Source organism: Citrobacter sp. CRE-46 (assembly GCF_059615875.1).
The window spans coordinates 67,140-93,626 of the sequence record NZ_JCAPUG010000002.1; the positions used below are offsets into that span (position 1 = coordinate 67,140).

Here is a 26,487-nt window from a genome sequence, read left to right on the forward strand (position 1 = left end):
CCAGTCTGACACGCCAGTTCTCCACAGCGCTTACGCGCTTCCCCCTCTATATCTTCCAGGATTGTGACCATGCAAAAAAGTCACCGTATATGGCTTGCCGTACCTCACGAAGAGAAGGACGACGCCATCAATGCCCATCCACGTTTGGATAATGGCCAGAAAGCACTTGAATGGGACAATGAACACCGGCTCTGGTATGCCCGACCAGGTGCCGACCTGAACAAGTTCGAACGATGGATGCCCCGACCACACGAACTGTCGATGAATGCAGAAGACCCGGTAACAGAGTTTGCACAAAAACTCGAAGAAGCAGGGCTGATGGTTAAAGGGCTGCCCGTAATGGATGGCAGCCTTCAGCGTGTACCGACGAAACAGGACAGGAAGGGTTCCAAAAGCGGAGCTTACAAAGCATACCTGGACGGGCGCCCTGCCGGATGGTATCGCGATTATCGCAGCGCCGACGCTAAACCAACGCAGTGGGTGTTCTCAGGTGGTGGCGAGATGGACCCGCTTGCGCGCCTACATCTCCGGGCTCATGCCCAGCAAACCCGTGAAGACAATGCACGTGCTCTTGAGCTGCAGTATAACCGTCAGGCGGAATATGCCGCCCGATACGTTGACCGGTACCCGCAGGCTACAACAAGCACCTATCTGACCCGCAAGGGAGTAGAGGCCGCTCCGGGTATAAGAATCAACGAAAAACAAGAGCTTGTTATCCCCTTCAGCAACGCGCATGGCGACATTCGTTCTTACCAGCGTATTCCACTTACCGGTGGGAAAGACGCCCGGATCCTTAAAGACAGTGAGAAAACAGGTAACTGGTTTGCTCTCGGGACCCCGCAGAATGGCAAGCCGCTGTTGTTTGCTGAAGGATATGCCACAGCAGCCTCCATACATGAGGCATCAGGCCTGCCGGTACTGATGACTATTGATGCGGGAAACATGATTGCCGTTGGTCAGAACGCCCGTGCCGTCTGGCCAGACAGTCAATTTATCTTCTGCGCTGACAACGACCATCAATTAAAAAACCCGCAGACTGGTGAGCCAGAGAATAAGGGCATCCTAAGTGCCACCAAGGCCGCCGAACTGACGAACGGAGAGGTAATAGCACCAGCATTTACACCGACGGAGCTTGAACAAAACCTTACTGACTTCAACGATTTAATCCTCAGCAGAGGAAAAGACCTCGCCAGGCATCTCATCAATGTTCAGCTTCACGCTATGGGGATAGAAACCCCATTCAACACAAACTCACAAACCCGTAACGCCTTTGTAGAGGGCGGTCTCGTCTTCACCCCTGTTCAGGAAACTGCTATGGATAATCATGAATCTCCGGATATCGCACATATATCCGATAATGACATCGCCCGTGAACATACCGTCAGTGAGTTGGCCGAGGCCACTGCAGCAGAAAAACCAGCGACGGGGGCACCAGTGCAGCCTCCGGAAAACCAGGCGTCACATAAAGCCGGGCGTGAAACGATAACTTTGTTTCATGGTTCACCTGCAGCCTTCAGTGCCATTGATTCTGAAAAAATAGGATTAGGTCAAAACCTCGTGGGGAGAGGTTTTTATACTGATACGTCTGTTTTAGGCGTGCACTATGTAATGGAGGAAATAAATCATAAGGACTATCACGTATATGAATTAGAGATCCCTTCTGAGTCTGTTATTTTAGACCGTTGGGATAATTCCACATTAACAGAAGAACTGCGGGCACGAATCAGAGAAGCTGGAAATTCGGGGCATCAGCAACTCAATGAAAACGAGAGCATTTCTCGCTCCGAGCTTGGAAATAAACTCGCTGACAGCAAGGCGATAGATGACACCTTTCTTAACTTCGCCAGCAGCCCTCAGGGGATGAGCATTCTGAAAGAAGCAGGCGTTGATGCATTAAAAGACAATAGTTATGTCGCTATTATCAATACGGATTTAATTGATAATATTCGTTTGCGCTCTGCAGGTGGAAATATAAAAGCAGAAATGACGAAATATATAGATAAGGCATTAAGTAACGTTGCTCAGGATGCATCAAGATTGTCAAATATATTGCAAAAGGAACAGAATCTTTCAATACATTATGAAGCCATCCGTTCTGAACTAATAAATCTTACAGTGGCTCAAAACCGGCCCGAAGAAGCTGAAAGATTGACAGCTCTACTTACACATACATTCGTTGAAACTATTGATAGTCCCCCTGATAGAAAAACAAATATTACCCCCTTAAACCGACTATATGCGGAGGCAATAAGAAGCCTTGACCTGAATCACGATGATAGCGCTGCGCAACTGGGTCGCATTATTGATAGTGCTGTTGTAAACATAAACCCTGACCAGAAATTCGTTGCTGAACCCAATAAACCAGAGCCGGCAATTCCTGCTAACGAACAGAATCCCGCGCCGACTGAGCCGGAACAACCTCAACCTGCAGATGTACGCGATGAGCCATCCCCCATGCCCCCAATAGAATCTGACGTTTTAATTCCTGATACGCAGAGCAACCCGGATGGGACGCTCGTGACATCTCCCGATGATATCGGTCAGAGTAGCCAGAGCGTCGCCGAAGCAGGATCGTATGCACCGTTACCTGACCTGGATGATTATGCAGACATACGCGCGCAAATGGACGACCCACAGTTTGGTGAATGGATGCACAGTCAGTCTGACGACTTACCCCATAAGCCTGCTCAGGAACAATTTACAGCCCACGAACTGCAGGAAACGGATGAACAGGCTGTAAAACCTGAGGCTGCATTGCATGATAAAAACGCTGAGCCCACGGCGCCGGTCTCGTCTGAATTACCAATCCCTCCACAGTCCCCCGGAGCACCATTAACCGGGAAAAAACAGGAACAGGCACAGACAGCCAACGCAGATGCAGACATGCCAGAGCTGAATCCAAACTGGACGAAAACTGCAGAGAATGAGGTGAATGAAGCGGATGGGCTTGTCTATGGACCGCGAAGACCGGAACCGCTGCAGCGGGAAGATCTGGATAAAATCATCAAAGCCTTGTCAACAGAAGAGCAGCGCGACAACACGGTGCTCTACCGCCTCGACGGGGAAGATGCCTTTCGCGATCTCGGCAACCGCCTCGAAATGTGTAACGGTGCAAGTCAGGACAAACGAAGGGTACTCGCCGCGCTGGCGGTTGCATCACGCTTTTACGGCGGCGTGGTGGAGCTAACCGGCAGTATGGAGTTTAAAGAGCAGGCTATGCGGCTCATTATCGAAAATGACCTCGATATCCGCATGAAGTTGCCTGCACAGCGCGCTCAACTTGAGGCACTTCGGCAACAGATGGGGACGACCAGTGATTCAATCACAACGCATATACCTACGCCAGACCTGAATCGGCAGACACCATCACCTGATGCCGCACCACCACAGTCATCGGCAACAGCCGCACCTGAAGCTGTTTCCTCTAACGCGCCAGGTACACCAACACCCCCTGCATCACCGAACCCGGTATCACAGGCACAAGAACCCGGCGCGCCTCAGCCGGCGTTTTCATCCTCTACTGAGGCTGTCGCGTCAAAGGCTGCCGACAGTATCCGGGTCCCGGAAATGCCCGCTGAACCAGCGCCCTCCGCACTGAAGCCAGGACAAAGCATCACGGCGGTATTGAAAAACTTTGGCGAGGCGACCTACGAAAATAAAGAGAAAAAGGGTGGGAGCTTCTTTATCGAGCTACAGAACCGTGGAGGGAGTCATACCTACTGGGGGCAGGATTTAAGAGAACTTATCGAAAACCACAAAACCGGTGATGTGGTTACACTGACGCTTAACTCCCGTGACAGCTGGCATGTACCAGGAGAGGAAAATGGACGCGTAAAAAATAACTGGTCATTGACATCCGCCTCGACGGGCCTTGCCGTGGCGCACGATCGGCCAGAGCAGGGGCAACCCCTGCAAGTTTTTCCGGTCGATACGTTTGGCCGTCTCACTCAGCAAATCCGTCAGGCCTGGCCCGAGTACACCACAGACCTGAAGTTGCCACCTCGCCTGGAAGAACGGCAGTTTTATCTGGGTGAAGACAGGCACCCGGTGAAGTCACCGGTAGCTGCAGCAAGCATTTTGCCACCATCCACAGACGCCCCAGACAGGTTGATACCCGTTATGGCCTCCATGGACACACAGTCAAACCAGTTAGACCTGCTGCTTGTACAGTCAGCGGGGGAACACCTGCAGGGTATGGTGCGACTGGATGGCACACTGTATCCGGCACTGGCCACACCAACTACCGACAATAGTCAGTTGGTTATCAATGCCATCACCGACGACGGCCCCCGCTTTGCGGGTTACGGGCAGGCGGTGAATTTCGAACCCGACGGCACCACCCGTGCCGCACCTCAGCTGATGAAGTTCCACCTGAAAGGTCGGGAAGAGGATACACCGCTTCCTGCCCGACTCTACACACCGGAAAAACAGGCAGACACCCTGTTCCAGCGTCTGGGTTTTGAACAGACCTGGAAACAATGGGATGACGCACGAAAGCCGGAGGGCAGACAGGAAAAGGCGCTTCATCAGGAACACTCCCACAGCCCCGGCCGCTAAGCCGATAAGGAGAGAGAATGCGATATCACATGCTTAAAGCCGGACTCCTGTCCGGCTTCTTGCTTTTTTCTACCACCGCTGCGGCGGCGACCTGCCGAGCAGGAAGTGCCGCTGAAGCGGGTAGTCAGGCTGGTTATGAGCGAGCCAGGGCGGCCGCAACAGCCTGGGAACAACGCGAAAGCAATGTCTCATCCTCCCTGCAGTCCTGTCTGTCCCGTATCAAGAGCGTCAAAGTGAGCCTGCCGCAATTCCCCGGGCTCGATGACATCATTTCTCAACTGGAAAATAAGGTCTGCGAAGCTGCCCTTGATAAGGTCAACGAACAGATTCCAGACAACATCGATCCCTGGAAAAACTTCAACTCCTGAAACCTATGACAAAACTGACTCAACCGGCCCCCCCTGCAAAGGGGCGGGCCTCCTCCCCTGCGGAGGATCCACTGAACGATGCTGTGAAAATGATGATCACGGCAGAAAAACGCCAGAAAATGGCACCAGAGCTGATGAAAAGTAATCTCCGGCTGGGGACTGGTCTACTTATCAGCATAATCCTCAACGCCGGTTTAACCTGGGCTCTGATACAACAGCCACGAGATTACTTTGCCACCGACAGCGGACGCCTGATTCGCCTGGCTCCCACATCCGAACCAGCATGGAGCCAGGACGATGCAATCGCCTTTGGCAGCAAGGCTCTGATGCGGGCCTTTAACCTGGACTTCGTTCACTATCGTGAGCAGGTATCTTCTACGGCCTCGCTGTTCTCTGAAGAAGGGCACGCCAGTTACATCCAGGCACTCACTAACTCCAATATCTATGATGCCCTGAAGCGTGAACGTATGAACCTTACCGGCTCCGTTGGGGCTGGTGTCGTCATCCGGCGTGGACGCCTGTCTGATGGAACCTGGTTCTGGACTATGCAATATCCGGTACGTCTGCGTCTGGTTGGTCAGACAACCAGCAAGCCCGAACAACCTTTTGTTTTCGAAATCACCATCCAGCGCGTAGATCCACGACAGAAACCTGTCGGGATGGAAATCCGCCAGATGATCTCACGCAACGCCCCCCGCAACCTCTGAGGCTCCCGCCATGAAACTTCGTTATCTCATGACCACGCTACTGCTGTGTGGTCCGGCTCTCGCAGTCGCTGCTGACAATACTGGCTGGCAGAACGCCAGGACACCTGGCGCAACAAGTGCAGCTCCAGCCCAGCAAGGTGCTGAACCACATACAACGGACGTACCCGCAACCCGGATTAGTGGGGAGTTACCGGCACCAGGACAAAGCTCACCGCTGGTAGACGAAGCGGCAAGCATGGACTCGCCTCTGTCAGCGGATGAGATACGCGAACTGCGTCTGCGACTGACAGACAACGAGCGGTCGGTAAATGCTCCAATGATAAGCGTGGTTCCGCGCATCAGTTCGTTAACCCTTAATCTTTCACCAGGAGCCAGTATCCCGTTGGTACGTACGGCCATGAACAACCAGAGCGTCGTTACCCTGACAGACATCAGTGGTGCGCCGTGGCCACAGTCGGATCCGCCAATTAATGCCAGTCCGAAAAATTTTGATGTGAAGTTCAATGCTGGTAGCAACATGCTAACTATCACCCCACTGCGTCCGTGGGCGGCAGGAAACATATCCGTCTATCTTAAAGGACTCGATGTACCGGTCATGATTAACGTGACAAGTGGTGAGACAGACACCCGTACAGCCAGCCAGGAGATCGACAGCCGACTGGATTTACGCGTCCCACGCCTGGGTCCCGGCACCATGGCCCCAGGCGCGCCAGTCGATAAAATCGCACTCCATAGTGCCACTTTGCAGGCCTTTCTGGATGGCACTCCACCAGAAGATGCACACCGCCTCAAATTCCAGGGCAACGTTCCTGACACTGTTATATGGCAAAGCGGTGATGATCTGATGGTCCGTTCCCGGGCAATGCTTCGCGATGAGTTTGAACAGACACTCTCTTCAGCGGACGGCACACATCTCTGGAAACTCCCCCTCACCCCGTTACTGACCTTCTCAGTGAACGGGAAATCCGTTCACGTCACGCCGGAGCTTCAGTAATGAGCGCAGAACAGGATGCCGGAAATAACGGCAAAAAACTTATTTCAATAATCGGATTTGGAGCCCTGGTTTTACTGACTGCCGGTTACTGGTTAGTGTCATGGCTGGCACATGACCCTTCAGGAAAGGATTCTGCCGTCAATCTTAACGGCACTGCCTCAAGTGCCGTAACCACCACAACAGAAAGCCCGCGATACCGTGAGCTACTGAAAGCCTCAAACGACTTAGGTGCGCAAGAAGCCGCACGAACTGATTCATCTTTTATCGCCAGCCTCCCGGTAGGCCTTGAAGTCACGGAACCCCCGCCTGATAAGCCGCCGGTAACAAAGCCGGCATCACAAGACTCGCCATCTCCACAGTCGGGAAAATCGTCACGACGCACGGAAAACACGGCCGGAGAAGAGCAGGCAAACGAGAAGCGCCAGGCTCAACTCCAGAAACTGCTCACGAGAATCAGTGCCGCGCAGGCGGGCGGTGACGCACCGGTTCTGGCCACTGCACTGGCCAGCGTTACGCGGACTTCACCAGAGTCTGGTGCTGGCCGCCAGGCAGAATCCACAGCTAAAACAGAAAGCGCACAGGTCTTCGTCCCTGCACTCACTCGTGCGTCCGGTTATATGGAGACTGCCGTGGATTCGGATAACCCCAACTCAGAGGTGGTTGCGGTCATACCTGCAGGGCCGCTGGCTGGCGCCAGACTCCATAGCCCTTCAGTAAAACTTGCCGGAAATGGACTCGATATCAAATTCACCAGTATGAGCTGGAAAGGAATGGAACTGAACGTAAAAGCAAGCGCACAGAGCGAGAAAAACCTGATGTCTTCAATAGCTTCCGATGTCAACCATCGATGGGGGACACACATCGTTCTACCAGCTGTATTAGGTGGTCTTGGAGATCTGGGGGGGCTGTACAAGGATGCTAATACTCAAGTCATGCAGTCCAGCGTCGGAACAGTCACCGGACGCGTAGGGAAACCTGACGGCAGCACAGTAGCTGGCGTAATGGTCGGTGGCACAGCACAGACAGGTGCGGAAGTCATCAAACAGGAGATGGCCCGCGAGCCGTTCCGCCAGGTAACAGTTAAGCAGAAAGAGGTTATCTCCATTCTCTTCGTTGAATCAGTAACTTCAGACGACATTATCAGTAATAAGAAGGCCGCACTCTCCGCTGCCAGTACATCAGCACCAACACCTGTTGCAGCAGAGCAGCAAACTGAATCCCGCCTGCAGGAAGCTATAGCGCGCCGCCAGGCTGAAATCCGTCGTCAATATGGCGACACCGTACCCGTGAGGAACAATGATGAATCAGCAAATTGACATACCTGAAGAAGATACGCTGGAAAACGAGGATGATTTTGGCGCGCCAGACCCCCGTCAGAAACCACCTTTATGGAAACGGGAGCTGCTGTTTGGCTATTCTCTACCGTGGCTTCTCGGGATAACTCTTCTGGCAGTGGCCAGCCTCTGGTATCTGTTCGGTCCGTCACTGTCATTTACAAATAACACACCGTCTGAAAGCAGCTTCAGTGAGGTTGAAAGTACGCTCGACGGTGCACCGCAAAATGCAGTTGAGACTATCCAGCACACGAGGGCTTCGATCCCCGTAGCGCAGCCAGCGACACAAATTGCACCTCCGATGCTCCAGGGCGATACGGCGAGCATGATGACGGATATTCGTGACGAGCTGAACGACCGTGATCGAAAGATAAATGACTCTATGACGTCACTGAAAGACAGCGTCACCCGTCTGTCTGATGCTATCAAGAGGGATGAGGCATACGCGGTAGAAACGCGTGCCCAGCTTAATGACCTGATACAAAAGCTGGCAGTACTGGAAGCCCGGGCAAGCGTCACTGATACCTCAAAACCCGCTTCCAGGTCCCAAAAACGGCAGGTAGCCAGTGCTATTTCAGGCATGAAAATCATGTCACTGGAGTCGGGAATGGCCTGGATTAAATGGCAGGGCAGTACCTGGTCCGTCCGGGAGGGGGATACGCTGGGTAAAGTCACTATTCGTCAGATTGATCCCGCCACACGCTCTGTGGTGACAACAGGAGGAACCCTGCGCTAATGGCACTGGATGCCATTACGCTAATAGAGAACCTGGCTTCGGGCATCTTCACCGCTGGACTGGATTTACTGTTCAGTTGGTCTGAGATGATTGGTTTTTTTGGCCTCATCGCCCTACTGGTCCGGCAACGTTCCAGTCGTGGTCCCTTATCCCCGGGCAGGTTCGCTATTGGCCTTTTTTCCTGCGCCGCACTGGTATCCCTTCCCTCCATAATTAATGCCAGTGGTGCTCAGCTTGGTTTTGGCGCTACATCCTTTGATGCAATCGCTTATGTGCAGCCCGCCACCTACGGCGTTGCTGCAGGGGCCGCTAACGCCGTGCTTTCCCTGGTTCGGCTCGCAGGTGTGGGATTTGTCTATGCAGCACTAGATATGTTTCGACGTTCAGAACTTGAAGGGCATACCGCGCTCAGTTCAAGCGAAAGCATTCGTGCCGCGACCGTAAAACTGATGGCCGGAACCGCGATGGTCTTTTCACCTCAGCTCATCGATGCCGCGCTCGCCACCTTCGGACTCGCTTTTTAACACCATTCGTTTTTTTATAACCCAAGGAGACACCATGTCACTTTTCCGTGCTATTTCCGCGCGTATTTATGCCGTTGTTATTTTCTGTCAGCTGACCATGATGAAGTGCCGTGAGCGAATGATTCAGGGGTTGTGTGCCCTGGCCACGTTCCTGTTACCCGGCATGGCCTTCGCCGAAGGCGATCTTGCTGACATGCTTAGCAGCGCCGCTGCCGGTGCTAAAAGTGGTAAAACTTCTGGCCTGGAAATTGCCCAGGCGATCGGAGTATTCATCTTCATCGGTTCCCTGCTGGCTTTCAAAAAAGTTGGTACCAACCCGCAGATCACCGTGGGCCGCTGCTGTGCAGGTCTGGCTATTGGCGGTCTGCTGGCCGTTGTCCCTGAAGTTATGAGTCGTACCCAGAAACAGCTTGGTACCAGCTCCGTCAATATCAGCTAAGCACAGGAAAGGGTCGGTGTTTACCGACCCTTTCAGGAGAAAACGATGAGTAATAAGAAAAAGACACCTGACCTTCGGTGGCTACATTCACTTCCAGTACCTGATGTTGTCCATACCACAGCCCCCCAGCTTCCTGCCCCTGTGAGCGTTTCAGGGGGACGCTGCTATTGCTGCGGTGCTGATATGAAACATCTGTTTATGTTACCAGAATCCCTGCCCTTAACCCGACTTGCGGAAGAAGCACATGATGCAAAGGCCAGACTCGTCAGAGCGAAAGATACGCTGGCTCAGCTGGCGTCCCGCCCCACGCCACAGGTACCGGCTGAATACGAAAAACATACTCGTGCACTGAAAGCCGCACAAACCGGGATGCAGCACGCATCACTTGCAGCCCGCCGCCTTGCCCTGCGCCAGATTCCCACCGCGCTTCTGACCGATACCGGTTTACTGTCTGATACTGAATATGCTGAGTTCGAACGGCTCACGCAGCCGTTTAATCTCTGTTTTATCTGCCACGCCTGGCATGCCCTCAACGGGTTTGCTGCTGCTCAGGGGGTAATGGTCTGGTTACCGGATCTGCATCCACGTAATGTCGTCGCCCTGAACCGAAAAGCGCTGCAGGCCGTCTTCAGCAACATTCCTTACAAAATTCGGGAGGGTCGCCGGGTGCTGTCGGAATTGACCCGGCATCGATTGCCTCTGGAAGAACGTTTCGGAGGGTGGCGGCCTGCTGATTATGCCGACGCGCTTAAACGCTTCCCGCCAGTCATTCGCGATGACATGCGACAGAAAATGAATGGAGTGGCGTTGATCCTTACACCGGATTCAGTAACGGACAGTGACGTGCTGTCAGAAATCCCGCAGAAAAAAATAGTATCGGCGCTGCCCACTGGCACCACTGTCACACAAAACTGAAGCGCACCTCGTCACACAGATGCGCCATCGAGCCCATCAATACACGCCATCCTGGTGGAGTCTTCACTGCTATGAATATCAACCGCCTTGTCTTCGCCATTGAAGACGTTATGAACACCTTTTCCCGTTTCACCATCTCTGCTGACTTTGTCGACTATTGCGACATTCGCACTGTGATCGGACTGGACAAACACGACCTGGAACTCAGACCCTGGCTGGAAGCACCTTATATTGGCGTAACCCATCATGGTTATTACCTCTCTGCATTTGAAATTTCCGGGGCATTGCGTGAACTATCAGAAACCGCCTCAGCCGACCATCCGGATGCGTTTGAAGGAATGATCGCGCACCTCACATCCACACTCAGTACGACCTGGAAAAATACCGGCCATAAGTTGGCCTTCATTTTTGAACGAGATCCGGAAAAAGGGCGTGACGAAGTCAGCACCATGATCGCCCCACAAAAACGCTCAATTCAGCACATCGGCATCCAGTTGGATGACCTGCTCAATGAAAAGGTAAACGTAATTTCACCTTGGCTTGTCCGTGAGCGATGCTGGCTTGCCGTCTGGAGTTCACCGACACTGGTGAGCCATCAGGAAAGAACAGATTTCAATACCACCGTTCGGGCTATCCAGGATAAAGCGCCGGTCGCGCGCTTTGGACAGGAGCCCTGGCGCTGGCAAATGTCTGGTCTGAAGATCAGGCATGACAGCTTTATCTCTACTCTTGAAAAAGCACTCGTACGCGGCGGAGACGGCTTACTTGTCCGCCTGCTAGACGTGCCTGAGTTCTGTAACGAAATCAGACGTGAAACAGCACGTAACAGCACATCGGCAGCATGGCGCCCGGCACTGCCGGGGAAAGCCGCACCCTCGGGTACGCTTCAGGATGATGACGCCACGGCTCTGCTTGCTCCCTTCCTGAATTTTCAGGTTTTTGGTTGTACACCAAAAACTGAAGGTAATCTTGTGTTTGCAGAGGGACTATGGCATGGCATGGTAGCCATAACTCTGCCTCCTCAGAACCCCAGCCCCTTCAATGAACTGGTTAAACTGGTTCCACGTGCCGTTCCCTGGCGTATTCGGATCGATATAATGCCGGGTGGGATGAAGGCGCTGGGCTGGAAAAAGAATATTTCATCATTTGGACAATTTATTCCCTCCATTCGTCCTCTTTACGACGCTTTTACGCAGTTGGCTGAAACGGATGAACGAGATCCAGTTTGTGTGATGACCATTGTGGCTTCCACCTGGGGGCGTACCCGTGAAATATGCACCCGTAATCAGATGCTGCTTGAATCAGCTATGCAGGGATGGGGAGTCTGTAACACGACCACAACCTTCGGTGATCCACGTCGGGGATGGGTAAACAGCATGCTGGCAGCGTCAGCAGGTTCAGGCCCCGTCCCGCTTTATCCGCCACTATCCCATGCGCTTTCTATGCTGCCCTTCAACCGACCAGGTTCCGTCTGGCGCGGGGAAGGTAATTTGATGCTGCACACTGAAGACGGCTGCGCCTGGGAAGTTGGGCTGGGTTCTTCACGACAGAACAAGCACACCGAACTTGCACCAGGTGACTCAGGTCTTGGTAAGTCGGTACTGATTAATACCCTGACGGAAATACAGGTATCTTCCGCCCAAGTTTCACTTCCCTATGTGGCGCATATCGATAAAGGGTTCAGCGCTATGGGGTTCATCCAGCTGATTCGTGACAGTCTGCCGGAGGAGCGAAAGGACGAAGCCGTCGGTATTATTCTCAGCAACGACCCGTCTAAGTCGCGCAATGTTTTCGATATCTTGTACGGTGCCCATAAGCCAGTAACGCCGGAGAAGCAATTTATCGCGTCCATGTTGATGGCCTTCTGTATAGAACCGGATAAAGGGACGCCTCCTAACCCGACCGATACCCGGCAGATAGTGAACCGCCTGATTGATCTGGCGTTCGACATGCGCAGCGGTATTGAGCCAAACATGTTCCGGTCAAACGTAGAGCCAGAAGTGGATGAGGCACTGGAGTCATCCGGGTTGAGAGATGAGCACGATCAGGAATGGTGGACTGCGACGCCATGGTATGAAGTACGTGATCTCCTCCATGAGCGCGGGCAGTTATCCGCGGCTCAACGGGCGCACTATCAGGCAGTACCCGAACTCGCTGATATGCCAGCGCTACTACGCAGTGAGGCAATTCAGGAGAGTTTTGGCAGAGTACAGCGTGACGGTTCACAGGAGCCACTGCTGGAATACATTGAGCGTTGCATGATTCAGGCTCGTCAGGACTATCCGATGATGGCCAGTCGGACTCGTTTCGCGCTGAACCCGAACACACGCATTATTGCCGTAGACTTAAACAACGTCGCCGGCGATAAGACTCCGGCAGGCAGACTGAAAACCGGCATAATGTTCCTCTTTGCTGGCCACATAACAGCTGGTGATTTTACGCTTCCTCAGTATCAGGAAGAGATAGTGAAAACGGTGCCGGAAGCCTATCTCCCGGGCATTATGCGGCGTATCAACCAACTCGACAGCGAAATGAAAACCAAAATCTACGACGAGTTACACAACGTCAAGGGCATTGATTTCATCTTCGAAGCGCTGGACACGCAGGACAGGGAACAGCGTAAGTTTGGCATCCGCACGGTGTTAAGTACCCAGTTCCTTACCGACTACCCGAAAAGCCTGCTCGATTCTGCCAACACCCTCTGGCTGCTGCGCTACCGCCAGGAAGACATCCCTCTTTTACGGGACAGTTTTAAGATCCCCGAACACAATCTCCATGCTTTCCTGCGTATGCCAGCCGGTCCTGCTGCAGACGGTAGTGGAGTACCGATGCTGTGTATGATGCGCACGACCCAGGGCACGCTGGCGCGGATTGTCCGGTTTACGCTCGGACCGCTGGAGCTGTGGTCGCTTAACTCAGACAAAAAAGATGGTGCGCTACGCAAAAATCTCTCCGCGACGATCGGCACTGCCCGTGCCCGTCAGTTGCTGGCAGATAAGTTCCCACGTGGGTCTGCAAAAAAACTCATTGAGTACAGAGAGCGTAACAGTGGCGTCCGTGGTGATAAGGGTGTCATCGAACTGATGGCGGACGAAATGATTAACGAACTGGGGTATGACCTGTGATGTGTTCCATCCACCTGACGCCACGCTGCCGTCGCCCGGCAAAGGGACAGGTCAGACTTTCACGCCTGATGATCGATGTTGACGGCGTGGAGTTTGTTCTACCATCTCGTCACTTTCGTACAGACAGTGCAGTGAACTCTCGTGCTGTATACGCTACTGATCGTCGGGCTCCACAAGAAGCCTGTGGCGTTCTTCTTACGATCAAAGATCGTCCTCGCCAGTTGGTTACTACGGCCATATGGCAGGTAAAAGAGCCAGGCGAACAGGTGCGAGAATCGCGTCATGTGGTCCAGTGGCTGTTACCTGAGGATATAAGGACGGTGTTAAGTGATGATACCTGGTTATGGCCGGAGGGGGCAGAGACCCCACAACTCAGCCCAGGAGACTGGCCGGTACTGGATATTACCCCTTCAACTCACTCACGGATCGCTCGTCGTGGGTTGACTATCATAGACACCCGCAGCCGGGAAGGACGTATCAGCAGACGCTTTCAGACCTTCCCTCTGGTAGCCCTCGCCCCCGACCCACAGTCAGCTCGCCTTCCCAACGTATTTACCCCGCTCAACTAAATGGAGAATTTCATGATACAACGCCATCTCCCCGCGCTGGCGCTTGCCATCGCGTCCAGCCTTCCCACAGTTGCCAGTGCTTTCACCGTCAACGTGAACTCCAGTGTTCCGATAACTACTCAGGTTCTGCCTGAGATGGCCACCATCCAGGCAACGCTGGTCGAAATACTACAGATGCAGCAGGCCACCGGTACAGCAATCACACAGAATGCTGACAAGCTCGGCGCGCTGATTAATCAGGATGGACAGGCCACCCGTCAGCAAATGATTTTCAATAATGAAACCCAACGGCTGGAAGAAGCTCGACAGAGTTTTTCGGTACCGGATTCGATCTGCAGTGATTCAGCCTCCGGCGTTGCTGCACAAAGTAAAAGTGCGTCAGGTAGTACCGCATCAAAACTCTCTTCCGGCAAAGGCGTTTCCAACTCAGCGGTGCGTAAGAGGATTTCCACTGCATCAGAAGAGCAGGCCCGCGACGCTTATGACGGTGCGAACGTGCATGCAGCGTACTGCACAGCAGCAGAATATGAGCGTTTTGGTGGGACGGGGATCTGCCCAGCCGTCAGCAAAATGCCCGGTGGTGACAGCCAAGTACGCTCGATCTATGGTGGAGCAGGACCGGAAGGGACGGCACCAGCACTGTCCTGGACACAGGAACAGACCGACGCCGCAATGGCCTACATGAAAAACACATCGCGCCCTTCGGCCGGTCGCACGCCCGGTAAAGGTGAAGTCAACACCGTAACCGGACGGACGTATGTAGGATTGCTCAACGAGTACAACGGTATCACCGATGCCGCCTCTGAACCTCAGCTCTCGCTGATTGCCGACAGTAAGCCCAGTGAAACCACCCGTGATGCCCTGAAAGAAGCACTGCAGTCCCCTTCCGCAGCGCAGTATTTTGATGATGTGGCTTCACCGGAGGCGAAAGCGAAAGGCTACATGAGCCAGCGAGAATTTGAATCCTTTGAGGCCGGACGTCGATATGCCAATACAGCCTATCTCTCTGACCTGCAGCAAATGAACGGAGATAACCTTATGCGCGAACTCATCCGAACCACGGCGCAGATGAACTGGCAACTTAATGACATTAAAGAGTTGATACGCAAAGGGAACGTTATCGACGGCCAGTTGCTCGCTGCCTTTGCCCGTCAGTCCTATGCCCCACGACTAAAACAACTCGAATCAGCCATGAACCAGGGAGCGGCCAAATGACATCTGAAAAAATAGTCTCACGAAAAAAAAGCCTCACCGGGCGTATCACCATCGGATTGCTTAGCATCTTTCTACCTGTGCAGGAAACAAAGTGGTTTCTACGATCAGCTCGACACATGACATCACGCAATCTGGAGCGAATGCGTGATGCCTTTCCTGAGCTTAACACCGACGACAAACTGCCTGCTTCTCCTGATTGGGAAAAAGCCGTTGAGGAATCCGGCTGTACTACCGAACAGCTGGATAAGGGGTATGTTAGCCAGCGCCGGCGCTGGCGATTTCTGTTCTGGCTTATGATTATACTCGTTCCGCTTGCACCACTGACAACATTCATCATCTGTGGGAGTATCACTGCACACCAGATCAGCACCTGTGTGGTGCTGTTTTCCGGCGCTGGCGTGGCGTGGTCAAAAGCGCTAATCGTAACCTATCGACTGTGGCAGTTACGCAACCGGCGTGTGAGTCTTGCTGAAGGAGGCACCTTTCAGCATTTCAGGACGGAAACACATGCCTTACGAGATTCCATTCTCGGAAAATAACGGCCCTCTTCTGCCCCAACCGCCATCCCGGCATTCATGTTTTATCCGGAGTTACCGTGAAAAATCTCATTCGTGCGCTTTGTGCAGGGCTGCTTATACCTGTTATCCCGGCACGCGCCGGTGTCACTTACGATGATATAGTCTCTGCTGCGACCAATGCCCAGGACCTTTCCCGACAGGCTCTGGTCACTATCTTCGGCGACGTGGTGCTTGACCCTCTCGCCGCCGGTAATACCACGATGATCGGGAATCTGTTTGCGCTGTTTAACGGAATTATTGCCGTCCTTGCCGTCGTCTGGTTTGTGATTATTGGCCTGAAGCACATCAACAAAACGGGGCATCAGGGCAAGGTATTCAGTGGCGATCGCGATATCACCAGTACACTGAGTACAGTCTCAGGATTCTTGATGATTATCCCGACAGCCAATGGCTGGAGCATGTCTCAGCTCATCATCCTCTGGGGCGCATCGATTATGGGCGTGGGCTCTGCCAACCTGATGGTGTCCAAAGCTGCAAGTGATATTGCCAGCGGCTACTCCCTGACGGTGCAGCCCACCCAGGCCTCGACCCGTACATCTGCACGCGGTATTTTTGAGATGCAGCTGTGCAAATACGCCATCAATACGGCACTGGACGATTACAGCAGCACTGCCAATTCCACCACAGCAAAAATGACTGAGAGATTCGGTTCGTCTGGAGGAAATTATACCTACCGGGTCACGAACGGCAGTGGAGTGTGTGGCACAGCAACAATTCCGGAACAACAGAAATCAGGCTCCTCGTCTGGCTCTGGGAGCTTCTTTAATCCCTTCAGTAATAGCGACACACGTGAAGTCGTGGACGCACAAAACAAAGCGATGGAAGCCATGATTCAGGATATGGATAGCGCTGCCAGCGAGTTTGTTACAGGATTTATGAATAAGCGAACGACCGGAAACGGCACACTCCCGGATATAGAAACGCGCATTCAACGAGCTGCCAACAACTATGAACAAACAGTACAGCGTGCGCTGCCGGCACAGAGTGAGCAAAATGGCATTCAGGATGCTGTCAGGAATTACCTCGATACATACGGCTGGGCGTCTCTCGGCGCCTGGTATCAGACTTTCGCAACGGCCAACCAACGCCTGACTGAAGTTGCCAGTCGCGCACCGGCGACCAGTGGGATGTCCTCTCTAGGGGAAATTGGCAGCGGAGAACTTTTCAGTGCAGTAATGAGCGCATACAGAACTCAATTGCAGAATTCGAGTTACAGTCCGGCGTTGGGGACCACTATCTCAAACGATGAACAAACGGCAGTAGATGGGAATGATCCAAATAGTTATTTCATGAAAACTGTCGGTGGGCCCATGCAGAGGTTAACCAACTACTTAGCAACTTCATTAAGTGGAACAGGTTCTGTAAATGGGCAAGTTAACCCGCTTATTAAGATGAAAAATGTAGGCGATTACACGTTTGGAGCTGCCGAAGGCACATTAACTGCATACACAGCTGTTCGAATCATTGCAGCTGCTGGGGAAGGAAGCTTGGTAGGTAAAGCGCTAGATTTATCTACCGGCACAGTCAGCGCGATTAATAAAGGTCTGGATGCTATATCTCCAGCAATATACTTCCTGCTGCTGCTCATGTTTACGGCTGGGTTTACCTTATCAATCTACTTACCGTTTATACCATTCATTTTCTGGATGACAGGGATTGGAAACTGGATTGTCAGTGTTCTTGTTGGCTGTGCTGCAGGCCCTCTGTGGGGAGCTACACATCTAGGTACTTCACAGGATCGAGGTAGTCGTGCTGCGTACGGCTATATCTACTTGATCGACACGATGATACGCCCAACCCTCATGGTGTTTGGATTCTTTTTCGCATCTGTCGCGATTATAGCTGTAGGTACAATCTTACACGCATTGTTCGGAGCAGCTCTGGTCAATGTTCAGGCAAATTCTTTGACCGGAGTTTTCAGTCTTGTTGGATTCTTAATGATTTATGCACGCCTGTGTACAGCACTGGTATCCAGTATGTTTGCATTACAGGCATATCTACCGGACTACGTGATTTCATTCTTGGGCGGAAGGGATGCAGCCAATACCCTTGGCAGTATGGCTGGCTCAGTGAAAGATATGTTTATAGCCGGTGGGAGAAATATACGCCATACCCCTGGAGTTAATACAAAGGGTATGAATGGCCCCGATGGAACAAATAATGATGGAATCAAAAGTTGAGATGTGGACATCTATCCAGTAGTGCTATAATATTGATTGAAATACCTAAGGAGGGTTGACTGTGAAAGATAGATTCCCTAAATGGTGGCTTCCATATTATGTAGTCAGAACTCTATTCTTGCGGTTCGGAGTTATTACATTAGTTTTACTTGCTCCGCTATTTACTTTATATGTATCGAGCGGGGATTATGTTATTGGAAGTGACTATATTTTTCTCTTTAGTCTTTGGTTTATGCTGTTCGCCCCATTCATCATAAATTACGGCATAGCCAATAATCGTAAAAAAAAGATCCTTGCTGTTATTGAGAAAATCAAGGATACAGGGCACTTCAAGCCGGACATCAACTCAGAAGGCTGGCTCTTCTGGCAAAGTACCTATCTGGGTTTCGACTTCCAGCAAGGAACGTTTTTGTACATCAGAATCTATCCTGGCAACGTTATGGATGTCATTGGTTTCGATGCTTACAGCCTTACCCGTACAGAGGTTGAAGACTCAAAGCTGCGCCTGTTCACAAAGTTTACATCGTTGCCGATGATTCTTATTGATACCGGCGCTGCATCCAGTATTGCTAACCATTTGCACGCAATGAACAATAAAGGATACAGCTATAACTTTAACTTCAATGATGTCGTGAATAAAAAACGTGCCGAGATCGAAGTTCTGACAGGACTACCAGTTCCCGTTCTTGCCTAAAACACATCTACTCCCCTCCAATAAATAGCCGGTTTAATTACCGGCTATTTTTATTAAAGTAGATCATTGCCCTGAAAATTCACTCTAAAACAGATAATGATAATTAAAACCACAATCTGACTCCTTATTGATTATTACTCAAATAAAGGGGATCCATATCAGATCCACAATAATTTAATTTTTAACCAATCAATATATTTTCACCTTCCGTTGCCATCAGTAAACACGCCTACAGACTTTAGATAAGTCCATGCGTTGTTGCCCTTTTTTATTCAGTTAGTCTTCATCTTGGGAGTTTATCCATGACATCCGCTCGCGTGGGATCGAATGACCCGCTTGAATTTCTCGGCGCCCTCGCCATCCTGGGAATTATGGTTCTGCTTGTCGCTTGGCTGTACTTGCCCGAGTTTGTGTATTGGTCATGTTTCATTTTGCATATCCTGTGGGGTATGGCTGACTTTGGACCATTCCATACCTGGGCCGCACCGCGCTATAACCTGTTGGCCGTCACCGCCAACAATGCCCAATACATCACGTACGATCAGTGGATCAACGTGATGGAGCAAACGACAGGGATCTTGATGATATTCCTCATTCCCCTGTCCACCGCTTCCCTGTGGAGCTGGTTACACCATCCAGCCCGCAACTGGCAAACTCGGCGGGTACTCGACATAAGTACATTGCCGTTCGCCATGGAAGCTATTTCTCCTGCAATTTCCCCCATCCTTAGTGAGGGAGATGCCAGTCGTCTCTTGTTGGATAAACGTCGTCCGGAAAGACGTCCGGCACAAACCCCGGAAGGTTTCGTAGAAGAACATCAACTCATCAGTAACATGCAGCTCGATGTTGCCCGCTGCCGGGCTGTTTTCATGGCGCAGCTGGGACGTCCGCTGAATGGATGGAAAAGCCTTGCGCCGCATGAAAAAACTCTGTTCGCAATATTCGGCCTTCAGTTTTTCCTGGACGATCGCCCGGCAGCAAAAGCGCTGATGGATGAACTGAACCGTTCCTGCCGTCTCAAAAGTCGCCGTGATAAGGGGAAATTCTCAGTACCAGTCTATGCGCTGGCCAGAACTGCCTTTAAGCGTGTCATCCAGAGCGAAGGCGCGAAAAAGTGGTTGCATGAGCACCGCTACGTCAGAAGTGGCATGGTCTGGCTGTACGCACATGATTTACGGCTGACACCGCCTAACTGGTTATGGCTCAAGGGAGTGGATCGTCCCCTCTTCTATGCCCTGCACCGGGCAAACACCACCAAAGGATTTATTGAAGGAGCAGGTATCGTCGCCGTCGCCCGCACCGAGAGTGAGGCTATACGACTTGGCCTGCCCTGCCCGCAAGCCTGCGTCGATGAAGCCATTGAGGGACTGCGCATCGATATGCTGTCCTTGGGGCTAATCTGGGACGAACCTCAGCCAGACCTAGACCGCAAGCGCCGCATCCGGACCAACTGGTCACTGACGGAAGATGTTATCACTCGCCCGGGAGGCGACGACGCTCCCATCTTCTGAAAATCCGAACATATCTAACGCGAATTAACATACCTTCTACTGGAGTCTCCTTATGTCACAGAAAAGCACCTACACCACCTTTCGTTGTAACGATTTCATTTACGACACAATTGTGGTTTTACATCAAAGCGGAGACGGCGATCCTCAGGCCCTGCTCATATTCCGCGAACCACAGCGTATGGCCATTCATGATAAAAAACTCATTGCCTTTTATGAGCTTTCAAAAGAAGCCGTGACACTTCTTGATGACCCGATGCACGATGCCGCAGAAGTCTTCAACACCATTGCACTGCAACTCAAAACTCAGAGTAAGGCGGTGATAAAACGGCGAATTAAAGCCCTTGTCCTGTTTGTTGGCGGTGCGTTGATTGCGTCCTCGTTATGGTTCATGGGTACAAGCAACCATACCTCACTTAATTTCAGTAGCACAGAACTGACAATACCTGAAGGGCCTGCCCCTGTTCAGCCACAACAGTCTGCCGCTATTCAGGGACAACCTAAAATGACGGTTCTCCCGTCGACTGACAATACTGTCAGCCACGCTGTACAGGCTGAATCCGCCAACATGCAGAATATTATGAAGGAAAGCCATGAATCCTTACCGGCCTCTCCTGCTGAAGCATTGCAGACGGCAGCAACACCGATAACTCCACCCACGCCAGTAACAACAGAAGCGACGGAACAGTCAGCCCGACAGAAGATGGTAGCCATACTGAAGCGCAGCGCCGATCGGGGTCTGTTCACCATCCCACTCTCAACCGGACATGAACGTACGCTGTATGCATTCCTCGACCCAACCTGTGCGGTTTGCAAAAGCATGGAACCAGCAATCGAACAGCTGGCACAAAATTACAACGTGGTCATTTTCCCTGTATCTGTAGTCAATGACGGTGGCGATGCCGTAGATAAAATCGTTCCGGTATTGTGCGAGAAAGACCTGACTGCCCGTGCTTTAGCATGGAGCGACCTTTTTCGCCCGGACGCAGGCATGCAGGTTCCTGGACAGGCGACCTCTCAACAGGTGAGTTCAGACTGTTCCGTGTCGGCTCAAGCCGTAGTGGCCGTAAACGATACAGGCTTCCGCGCATTTGGTTTCTCAGGTACACCGACAGTGCTGACTGACACAGGCATTCGTCTGGCAACAGGCATGCTGGCCGCACCTGATAAAATTGCTCACTTCATGAAAATTACCGATCCAATGACACAAGAACAGGTCGACCGTTTTGTGAGTTCCCTTAGCATCCAGGAGTAACCCTTGACTGCTCCCAGCCCTGAAGAACGGGGATTCCCACTTCAACGAGCCGAACCTAAGCCGCGTGATGCGGTTCAGGATTTACAGGCTCTCCATGGGCTAACACTGCCAGCCCGGCAGCTTTTATATTACGGGCCGCGTTGATATCACGATCATGGTCTGCCCCGCATTCAGGACAGAGCCACTGACGAATATCAAGAGGCATGTTTTTCATGGTAAAGCCGCAACAGCTACAACGTCTGGAAGAAGGGAAATACTGGTCGATAGCGACAACGCTACGCCCTGCCCATTCCCCTTTGTACTGTAGCTGGCGAACAAGTTCGCTCCAGCTTGCGTCAGCTATCGCTTTTGACAGCTTTGGGTTGCGGATCATGTTTTTCACCTTAAGGGATTCGACGCAAACAACTTGGTTTTCGTTAATCAGTTTGCGGGACAACTTATGCAGGTTATCCATCCGGCAATCGGACATTTTCGCGTGGAGTTTGGCGAGCTTTAAGCGGGCTTTGGCACGATTCTTTGAGCCTTTTTTCTTCCTGCTTAACATGCGTTGCTGCAAAGCCAGTCGCTTCGCATATTTAGCCGTGTGGCGTGGATTGCTGGTTTTGAATCCGCTGTCGGTGACGAACAAATCTTTTAAACCAACATCAATGCCGACCGTGGAAACGGTAATCGGCAGTGATACAGGTTCAAACTCGCAAAGACAGGATACGAAATATCGTCCGGCGGCATCTTTGGTGATAGTGACAGTGGATGGCGCAGACGGCAACTGACGGCTCCAGCGCACATATAACGGCGCCTTGCTCTTTGCCATGTACAACTTGCCGTCACGATATTTAAACGCGCTCGCAGTGAACTCAACCGCCTGCTTGTGGCGTTTGCTTTTGAAGGCTGGATATGCGGCTCGTCCGGCGAAGAAGTTAGCAAAGGCCATTTGTTGGTGGCGTAGCGCCTGTTGCATGGGTACGCAGGAAACGTTATTCAGCCAGGCGAATTCTGGCTCTTTTTTCAGTGCAGTTAATCGCGCGCTGGCTTGTATATAGCCGATCTTTTCCTTTCGCTCGTAGTACGCATCCGTGCGCCAGCGGAGGATGCTGTTATAGACAAAACGTACACAGCCAAACGTCTGAGCTAAAAGCTCAGTCTGCTCTGGTGTCGGGTAAAACCGGTATTTATAGGCGCGTTTCATCGTTTCACATACTAAAGAGGACAATTTGATTATGCAAAAGGCAGTTAGCCGGAAAACCGCTTCCTTTCCTCCCCGGCCTAAAGGCCGGGGTTTCCCGGAGGCATTCTGATGAATAATACGCCCGTAAATCAGGCGCTAATGAAGCGCAATGCCTGGAATTCCCCTGTTCTTGAGCTTATGCGCGACCACCTGCTGTATGCCGGAATTATGGCTGGAAGTGTGGTGGCGGGTTTTATCTGGCCACTCGCCATACCGCTCTTTCTTTTGCTGACCATAGTGGCCAGCATCAGCTTCGGTACCCACCGCTGGCGCATGCCGATGCGAATGCCAGTCCACCTCAATAAAGTAGATCCGTCTGAAGACAGGAAGGTACGACGCAGTTTTTTCAGAGCATTTCCCTCACTGTTTCAGTACGAAACAACGCAGGAAAGCAAAGGTAAGGGGATATTCTACATTGGCTATAAGCGAATGAATGATATCGGACGCGAGCTGTGGCTCACCCTTGATGATCTGACCCGCCATGTAATGTTCTTTGCCTCGACCGGTGGCGGGAAAACCGAAACCATCTATGCGTGGATGCTCAATTCATTTTGCTGGGGACGGGGATTCACCTTTGTTGACGGCAAGGCGCAGAACGACACTGCACGTACCTGCTACTATCTGGCTCGCCGCTTTGGGCGTGAGGACGATGTGGAGTACATCAACTTCATGAACAGCGGCATGTCCCGCAGTGAGATGATCCAGAACGGAGATAAAAGTCGGCCACAGTCTCACCAGTGGAACCCCTTCTGCTACAGCACTGAGGCCTTTGTGGCTGAGACGATGCAATCAATGCTGCCGACCAACGTACAGGGTGGAGAATGGCAGTCCAGAGCTATTGCAATGAACAAGGCGCTGGTCTTTGGCACAAAGTTTTACTGTGTCCGTGAAAACAAAACCATGTCATTGCAGTTGCTCCGCGAGTTTATGCCGCTGGAGAAACTGGCCGGGCTTTACTGCCGTGCCGTGGATGATCAGTGGCCAGAAGAAGCTGTCTCTCCGCTCTATAATTATCTGGTAGACGTACCGGGTTTCGATATGGCCACCGTGCGGCAGCCTTCAGCCTGGACAGAAGAGCCGCGCAAGCAGCACAGCTACCTGACGGGCCAGTTTCTGGAAACCTTCAACACATTCACAGAAACGTTCGGCAATATCTTCGCTGAGGATGCCGGCGACATCGATATTCGTGACAGTATTCACAGCGACCGCATACTCCTGGTGTTGATCCCAGCCATGAACACGTCGCAGCACACAACCTCTGCACTGGGGAGAATGTTTGTTACCCAGCAGAGCATGATCCTGGCCCGGGACCTTGGACACAAGCTGGAGGGACTGGACTCAGAAGCGCTTGAAATCACCAAATACAAAGGCAAATTCCCCTACATGAATTATCTCGATGAGGTGGGAGCCTACTACACTGAGCGAATAGCCGTTCAGGCTACACAGGTACGCTCTCTTGAGTTTGCACTTGTAATGATGAGTCAGGACCAGGAGCGCATTGAAAATCAGACCTCAGCGGCCAACGTCGCAACCCTTATGCAGAACGCAGGCACCAAAGTCGCCGGAAAAATCGTGAGTGATGATAAAACGGCAAGAACAATCAGTAATGCTGCAGGGCAGGAAGCCCGGGCGAATATGGTCAGCCTGCAGCGGCAAGACGGTCTCATTGGCACTTCCTGGATCGATGGTGACCACATCAATATCCAGATGGAGAACAAAATCAATGTGCAGGACCTGATTAAGCTACAACCCGGTGAGAACTACACAGTGTTTCAAGGTGATCCAGTTCCAGGAGCATCTTTCTACATCGAACCTCAGGATAAAACATGCAATGCCCCCGTCATTATCAATAGATATATCACGATTAACCCACCGAATCTTAAGCAACTGCGAAAACTTGTCCCACGAACAGCACAGCGCCGTCTGCCGGCAGCGGAGAACGTCAGCAAAATCATTGGTGTACTTACAGAAAAACCCTCGCGCCGGCGTAAAGCGGCCAGAACTGAACCCTGGAAGATAATCGATACCTTCCAGCAGCGGCTGGCCAATCGGCAGGAAGCACACAATCTGATGACAGAATATGACATGGACCACGGAGGACGGGAAGAAAACCTCTGGGCAGAAGCGCTGGAGATCATCAGAACAACCACTATGGCGGAACGAACAATCCGGTACATCACACTCAATAAACCTGAGTCAGAATCGACGGAAGTAAACGCTGAAGAAATTCAGCTGGCGCCGGATGCAATATTGAGGAACCTGACACTTCCACAACCTGCCTATGTTCCTCCTGCCCGGCACAGAAACGAGCCATTCTTCTCCCCAAAACAGACAAGTTCACCACAGCCAGATATGGAATGGCCAGAGTGACAGTTCAAAAATTTGTCGGGTTTTAGGAACAACTGCCGATAATCAAAATGATATAGCACAAAAGGAAATGAAATGAAGAAACTAATATTTGCCGCACTCTTTGGTTTTTCAGCCGTTGCCGCTGCAGCGCCCCAACCTGTTGTAGACGCCAATGCCGTGGCGCAGTTGACTGAAATCCGTAACATCCTCCTCACGAACCAGCAGAAGGCGTACGCCTGCTCCGATGGCGAGAAGCTTTATACCGTCGGGTTGCAGATTAAACATGATGGTTCTGAATACAAATGTGTTTTAAAGAATGACCACGCGGAATGGGAAGTAGTTCCACGCATTGCATTTAACTAAAAAAGGCCGCGAAAGCGGCCTTTTTTGTTTTTATAGTTCTGCTTTGGAGGTAGCTGAGTCAAAATTCAGTGCTTTCGAATACGACCGTTGCTCATCCTTAGCGATCTTGCTCGTTTCTTCCATATCAAAGTCCGGATATTTTGTTTTAACCGCTTTGCACAGGTCTTTCAGGTGCCCTTCTGCTTCACATACTGCGTTCCGGAAATCATCATGAGCAGCCTTTGCCAACGGATCAGTATGTACATTGTGCTGATGGCCGAACTTCTGCAGATGAGGGTTATTGGTTTCAACGAAGTACCATGCATAAGAAAATGCCCGCGAGCATGACTGGTAAAATAGCTCTACAGATTTCCTGATTTCTTTGTCATGAAGATGGAACTGAGTAGCCTGAATATAACCCTCAACACCGTAGTGGTAATGAAGTGCCGGAATATATACCCACGTTATTTTTCCGTGATGGAAAAACCAGTCATAAGTAGGCAAGTGCATCTGGCTGAATAACTCATAAAGAGTATTTTTATCTTCCTTGTCTTCTGCAGTCATCTTCTTTTTTGATGGCCAGCGATCCAGTGTTTCGTTCGCTATCAAACAGAGCAGACCCAGCCCCAGACATACCCATCCACTCGTGCTCGTATCTGGTATATTAATGCTTGCGTACCTGGATAAAAATGCGTTCACATAGGGGACCCAAAGTGGCCCTGACAACATCGATATACCGGCAGCTATCAGCGCCCTGGTGACCCACTTACGTAGTTCTGGAAAAAAAACGCGAAATATTTTCCAGAAAAATTGCTCATCAATTTTCAAATCATATTTCCTGGGCATACCCTATGCCGCGGTGGAGGCCACAGT

At 51.6% G+C, this 26,487-nt stretch carries 20 protein-coding genes and 1 pseudogene; 19 read left to right on the top strand and 2 right to left on the bottom strand.

The features are described 5' to 3' along the window. Window positions 1–69: 69 nt before the first annotated feature. The 17 genes and pseudogenes from AC534G_RS25765 to AC534G_RS25845 all read left to right on the top strand — a co-directional run. Window positions 70–3,285: pseudogene (locus tag AC534G_RS25765) on the top strand (DUF5710 domain-containing protein); the annotation flags it as partial. A 1,289-nt stretch (window positions 3,286–4,574) separates the two neighbouring features. Next, on the top strand, window positions 4,575–4,925 hold the full coding sequence (locus AC534G_RS25770) for a hypothetical protein (RefSeq protein WP_053389043.1): 351 nt from the start codon (window positions 4,575–4,577) through the stop codon (window positions 4,923–4,925). Window positions 4,926–4,930: 5 nt separating this feature from the next. Then, on the top strand, window positions 4,931–5,632 hold the full coding sequence (locus tag AC534G_RS25775) for a DotI/IcmL/TraM family protein (RefSeq protein ID WP_053389042.1): 702 nt from the start codon (window positions 4,931–4,933) through the stop codon (window positions 5,630–5,632). 10 nt (window positions 5,633–5,642) lie between these two features. Then, window positions 5,643–6,626 carry a DotH/IcmK family type IV secretion protein gene (locus AC534G_RS25780; RefSeq protein ID WP_053389041.1) on the top strand — a complete coding sequence of 328 codons (984 nt, stop codon included), beginning with the start codon at window positions 5,643–5,645 and terminating at the stop codon, window positions 6,624–6,626. Next, window positions 6,626–7,942, top strand: coding sequence for a conjugal transfer protein TraO (gene traO / locus AC534G_RS25785; RefSeq protein ID WP_053389040.1), 1,317 nt, complete (start codon window positions 6,626–6,628; stop codon window positions 7,940–7,942). Before AC534G_RS25780 ends, traO begins: the two co-directional genes overlap by 1 nt. Beyond that, on the top strand, window positions 7,923–8,696 hold the full coding sequence (gene traP / locus AC534G_RS25790) for a conjugal transfer protein TraP (RefSeq protein WP_129719564.1): 774 nt from the start codon (window positions 7,923–7,925) through the stop codon (window positions 8,694–8,696). Before traO ends, traP begins: the two co-directional genes overlap by 20 nt. After that, complete coding sequence (gene traQ / locus AC534G_RS25795) at window positions 8,696–9,220, top strand: conjugal transfer protein TraQ (RefSeq protein WP_048227641.1); 525 nt, start codon at window positions 8,696–8,698, stop codon at window positions 9,218–9,220. The genes traP and traQ overlap by 1 nt, the downstream gene beginning before the upstream one ends. Window positions 9,221–9,254: 34 nt before the next feature. Then, complete coding sequence (locus tag AC534G_RS25800; protein WP_048227642.1) at window positions 9,255–9,659, top strand: DUF6750 family protein; 405 nt, start codon at window positions 9,255–9,257, stop codon at window positions 9,657–9,659. Between the two features lie 183 nt (window positions 9,660–9,842). Next, the gene (locus tag AC534G_RS25805) at window positions 9,843–10,574 is read left to right on the top strand and encodes a hypothetical protein (RefSeq protein WP_069325142.1); all 732 of its coding nucleotides are present in this window, start codon (window positions 9,843–9,845) and stop codon (window positions 10,572–10,574) included. Window positions 10,575–10,645: 71 nt separating this feature from the next. After that, window positions 10,646–13,699 (top strand): putative type IV secretion/conjugal transfer ATPase, encoded by a 3,054-nt coding sequence (locus AC534G_RS25810; RefSeq protein WP_261452497.1) that lies wholly within the window; start codon window positions 10,646–10,648, stop codon window positions 13,697–13,699. Beyond that, window positions 13,696–14,268 (top strand): conjugal transfer protein TraV, encoded by a 573-nt coding sequence (locus AC534G_RS25815; RefSeq protein ID WP_161556285.1) that lies wholly within the window; start codon window positions 13,696–13,698, stop codon window positions 14,266–14,268. Before AC534G_RS25810 ends, AC534G_RS25815 begins: the two co-directional genes overlap by 4 nt. A 12-nt stretch (window positions 14,269–14,280) precedes the next feature. Beyond that, window positions 14,281–15,483, top strand: a complete 1,203-nt coding sequence (traW, locus tag AC534G_RS25820; protein ID WP_048227644.1) for a conjugal transfer protein TraW — start codon at window positions 14,281–14,283, stop codon at window positions 15,481–15,483. Continuing rightward, a complete protein-coding gene (gene traX / locus AC534G_RS25825; RefSeq protein ID WP_094935555.1) occupies window positions 15,480–16,022 on the top strand; it encodes a conjugal transfer protein TraX in 543 nt (180 codons plus the stop codon). Before traW ends, traX begins: the two co-directional genes overlap by 4 nt. A gap of 56 nt (window positions 16,023–16,078) precedes the next feature. Next, window positions 16,079–18,241, top strand: a complete 2,163-nt coding sequence (locus AC534G_RS25830; protein WP_053389037.1) for a DotA/TraY family protein — start codon at window positions 16,079–16,081, stop codon at window positions 18,239–18,241. A 61-nt stretch (window positions 18,242–18,302) separates the two neighbouring features. After that, a complete protein-coding gene (gene excA, locus AC534G_RS25835; protein ID WP_053069310.1) occupies window positions 18,303–18,935 on the top strand; it encodes a plasmid IncI1-type surface exclusion protein ExcA in 633 nt (210 codons plus the stop codon). Window positions 18,936–19,237: 302 nt separating this feature from the next. Next, window positions 19,238–20,446 (top strand): secretion/conjugation apparatus DotM-related subunit, encoded by a 1,209-nt coding sequence (locus tag AC534G_RS25840; RefSeq protein WP_053389036.1) that lies wholly within the window; start codon window positions 19,238–19,240, stop codon window positions 20,444–20,446. 52 nt (window positions 20,447–20,498) lie between these two features. Beyond that, window positions 20,499–21,698, top strand: a complete 1,200-nt coding sequence (locus AC534G_RS25845; RefSeq protein WP_053389035.1) for a thioredoxin domain-containing protein — start codon at window positions 20,499–20,501, stop codon at window positions 21,696–21,698. A gap of 55 nt (window positions 21,699–21,753) precedes the next feature. Here AC534G_RS25845 and AC534G_RS25850 read toward each other — a convergent pair whose 3' ends face one another. Then, window positions 21,754–22,884, bottom strand: coding sequence for an RNA-guided endonuclease InsQ/TnpB family protein (locus AC534G_RS25850; RefSeq protein ID WP_053389034.1), 1,131 nt, complete (start codon window positions 22,882–22,884; stop codon window positions 21,754–21,756). A 108-nt stretch (window positions 22,885–22,992) separates the two neighbouring features. Between AC534G_RS25850 and trbC the strand changes: the two genes are divergently transcribed. Next, complete coding sequence (trbC, locus tag AC534G_RS25855) at window positions 22,993–25,293, top strand: F-type conjugative transfer protein TrbC (RefSeq protein ID WP_053389033.1); 2,301 nt, start codon at window positions 22,993–22,995, stop codon at window positions 25,291–25,293. A gap of 72 nt (window positions 25,294–25,365) precedes the next feature. Next, entirely contained in the window at window positions 25,366–25,635 is a 270-nt protein-coding gene (locus AC534G_RS25860) for a hypothetical protein (RefSeq protein WP_048227650.1), read from the top strand. Between the two features lie 30 nt (window positions 25,636–25,665). Here the strand turns inward: AC534G_RS25860 and AC534G_RS25865 are convergent, their stop codons facing one another. Beyond that, on the bottom strand, window positions 25,666–26,442 hold the full coding sequence (locus AC534G_RS25865; protein WP_094935554.1) for a hypothetical protein: 777 nt from the start codon (window positions 26,440–26,442) through the stop codon (window positions 25,666–25,668). Window positions 26,443–26,487 lie beyond the last annotated feature (45 nt).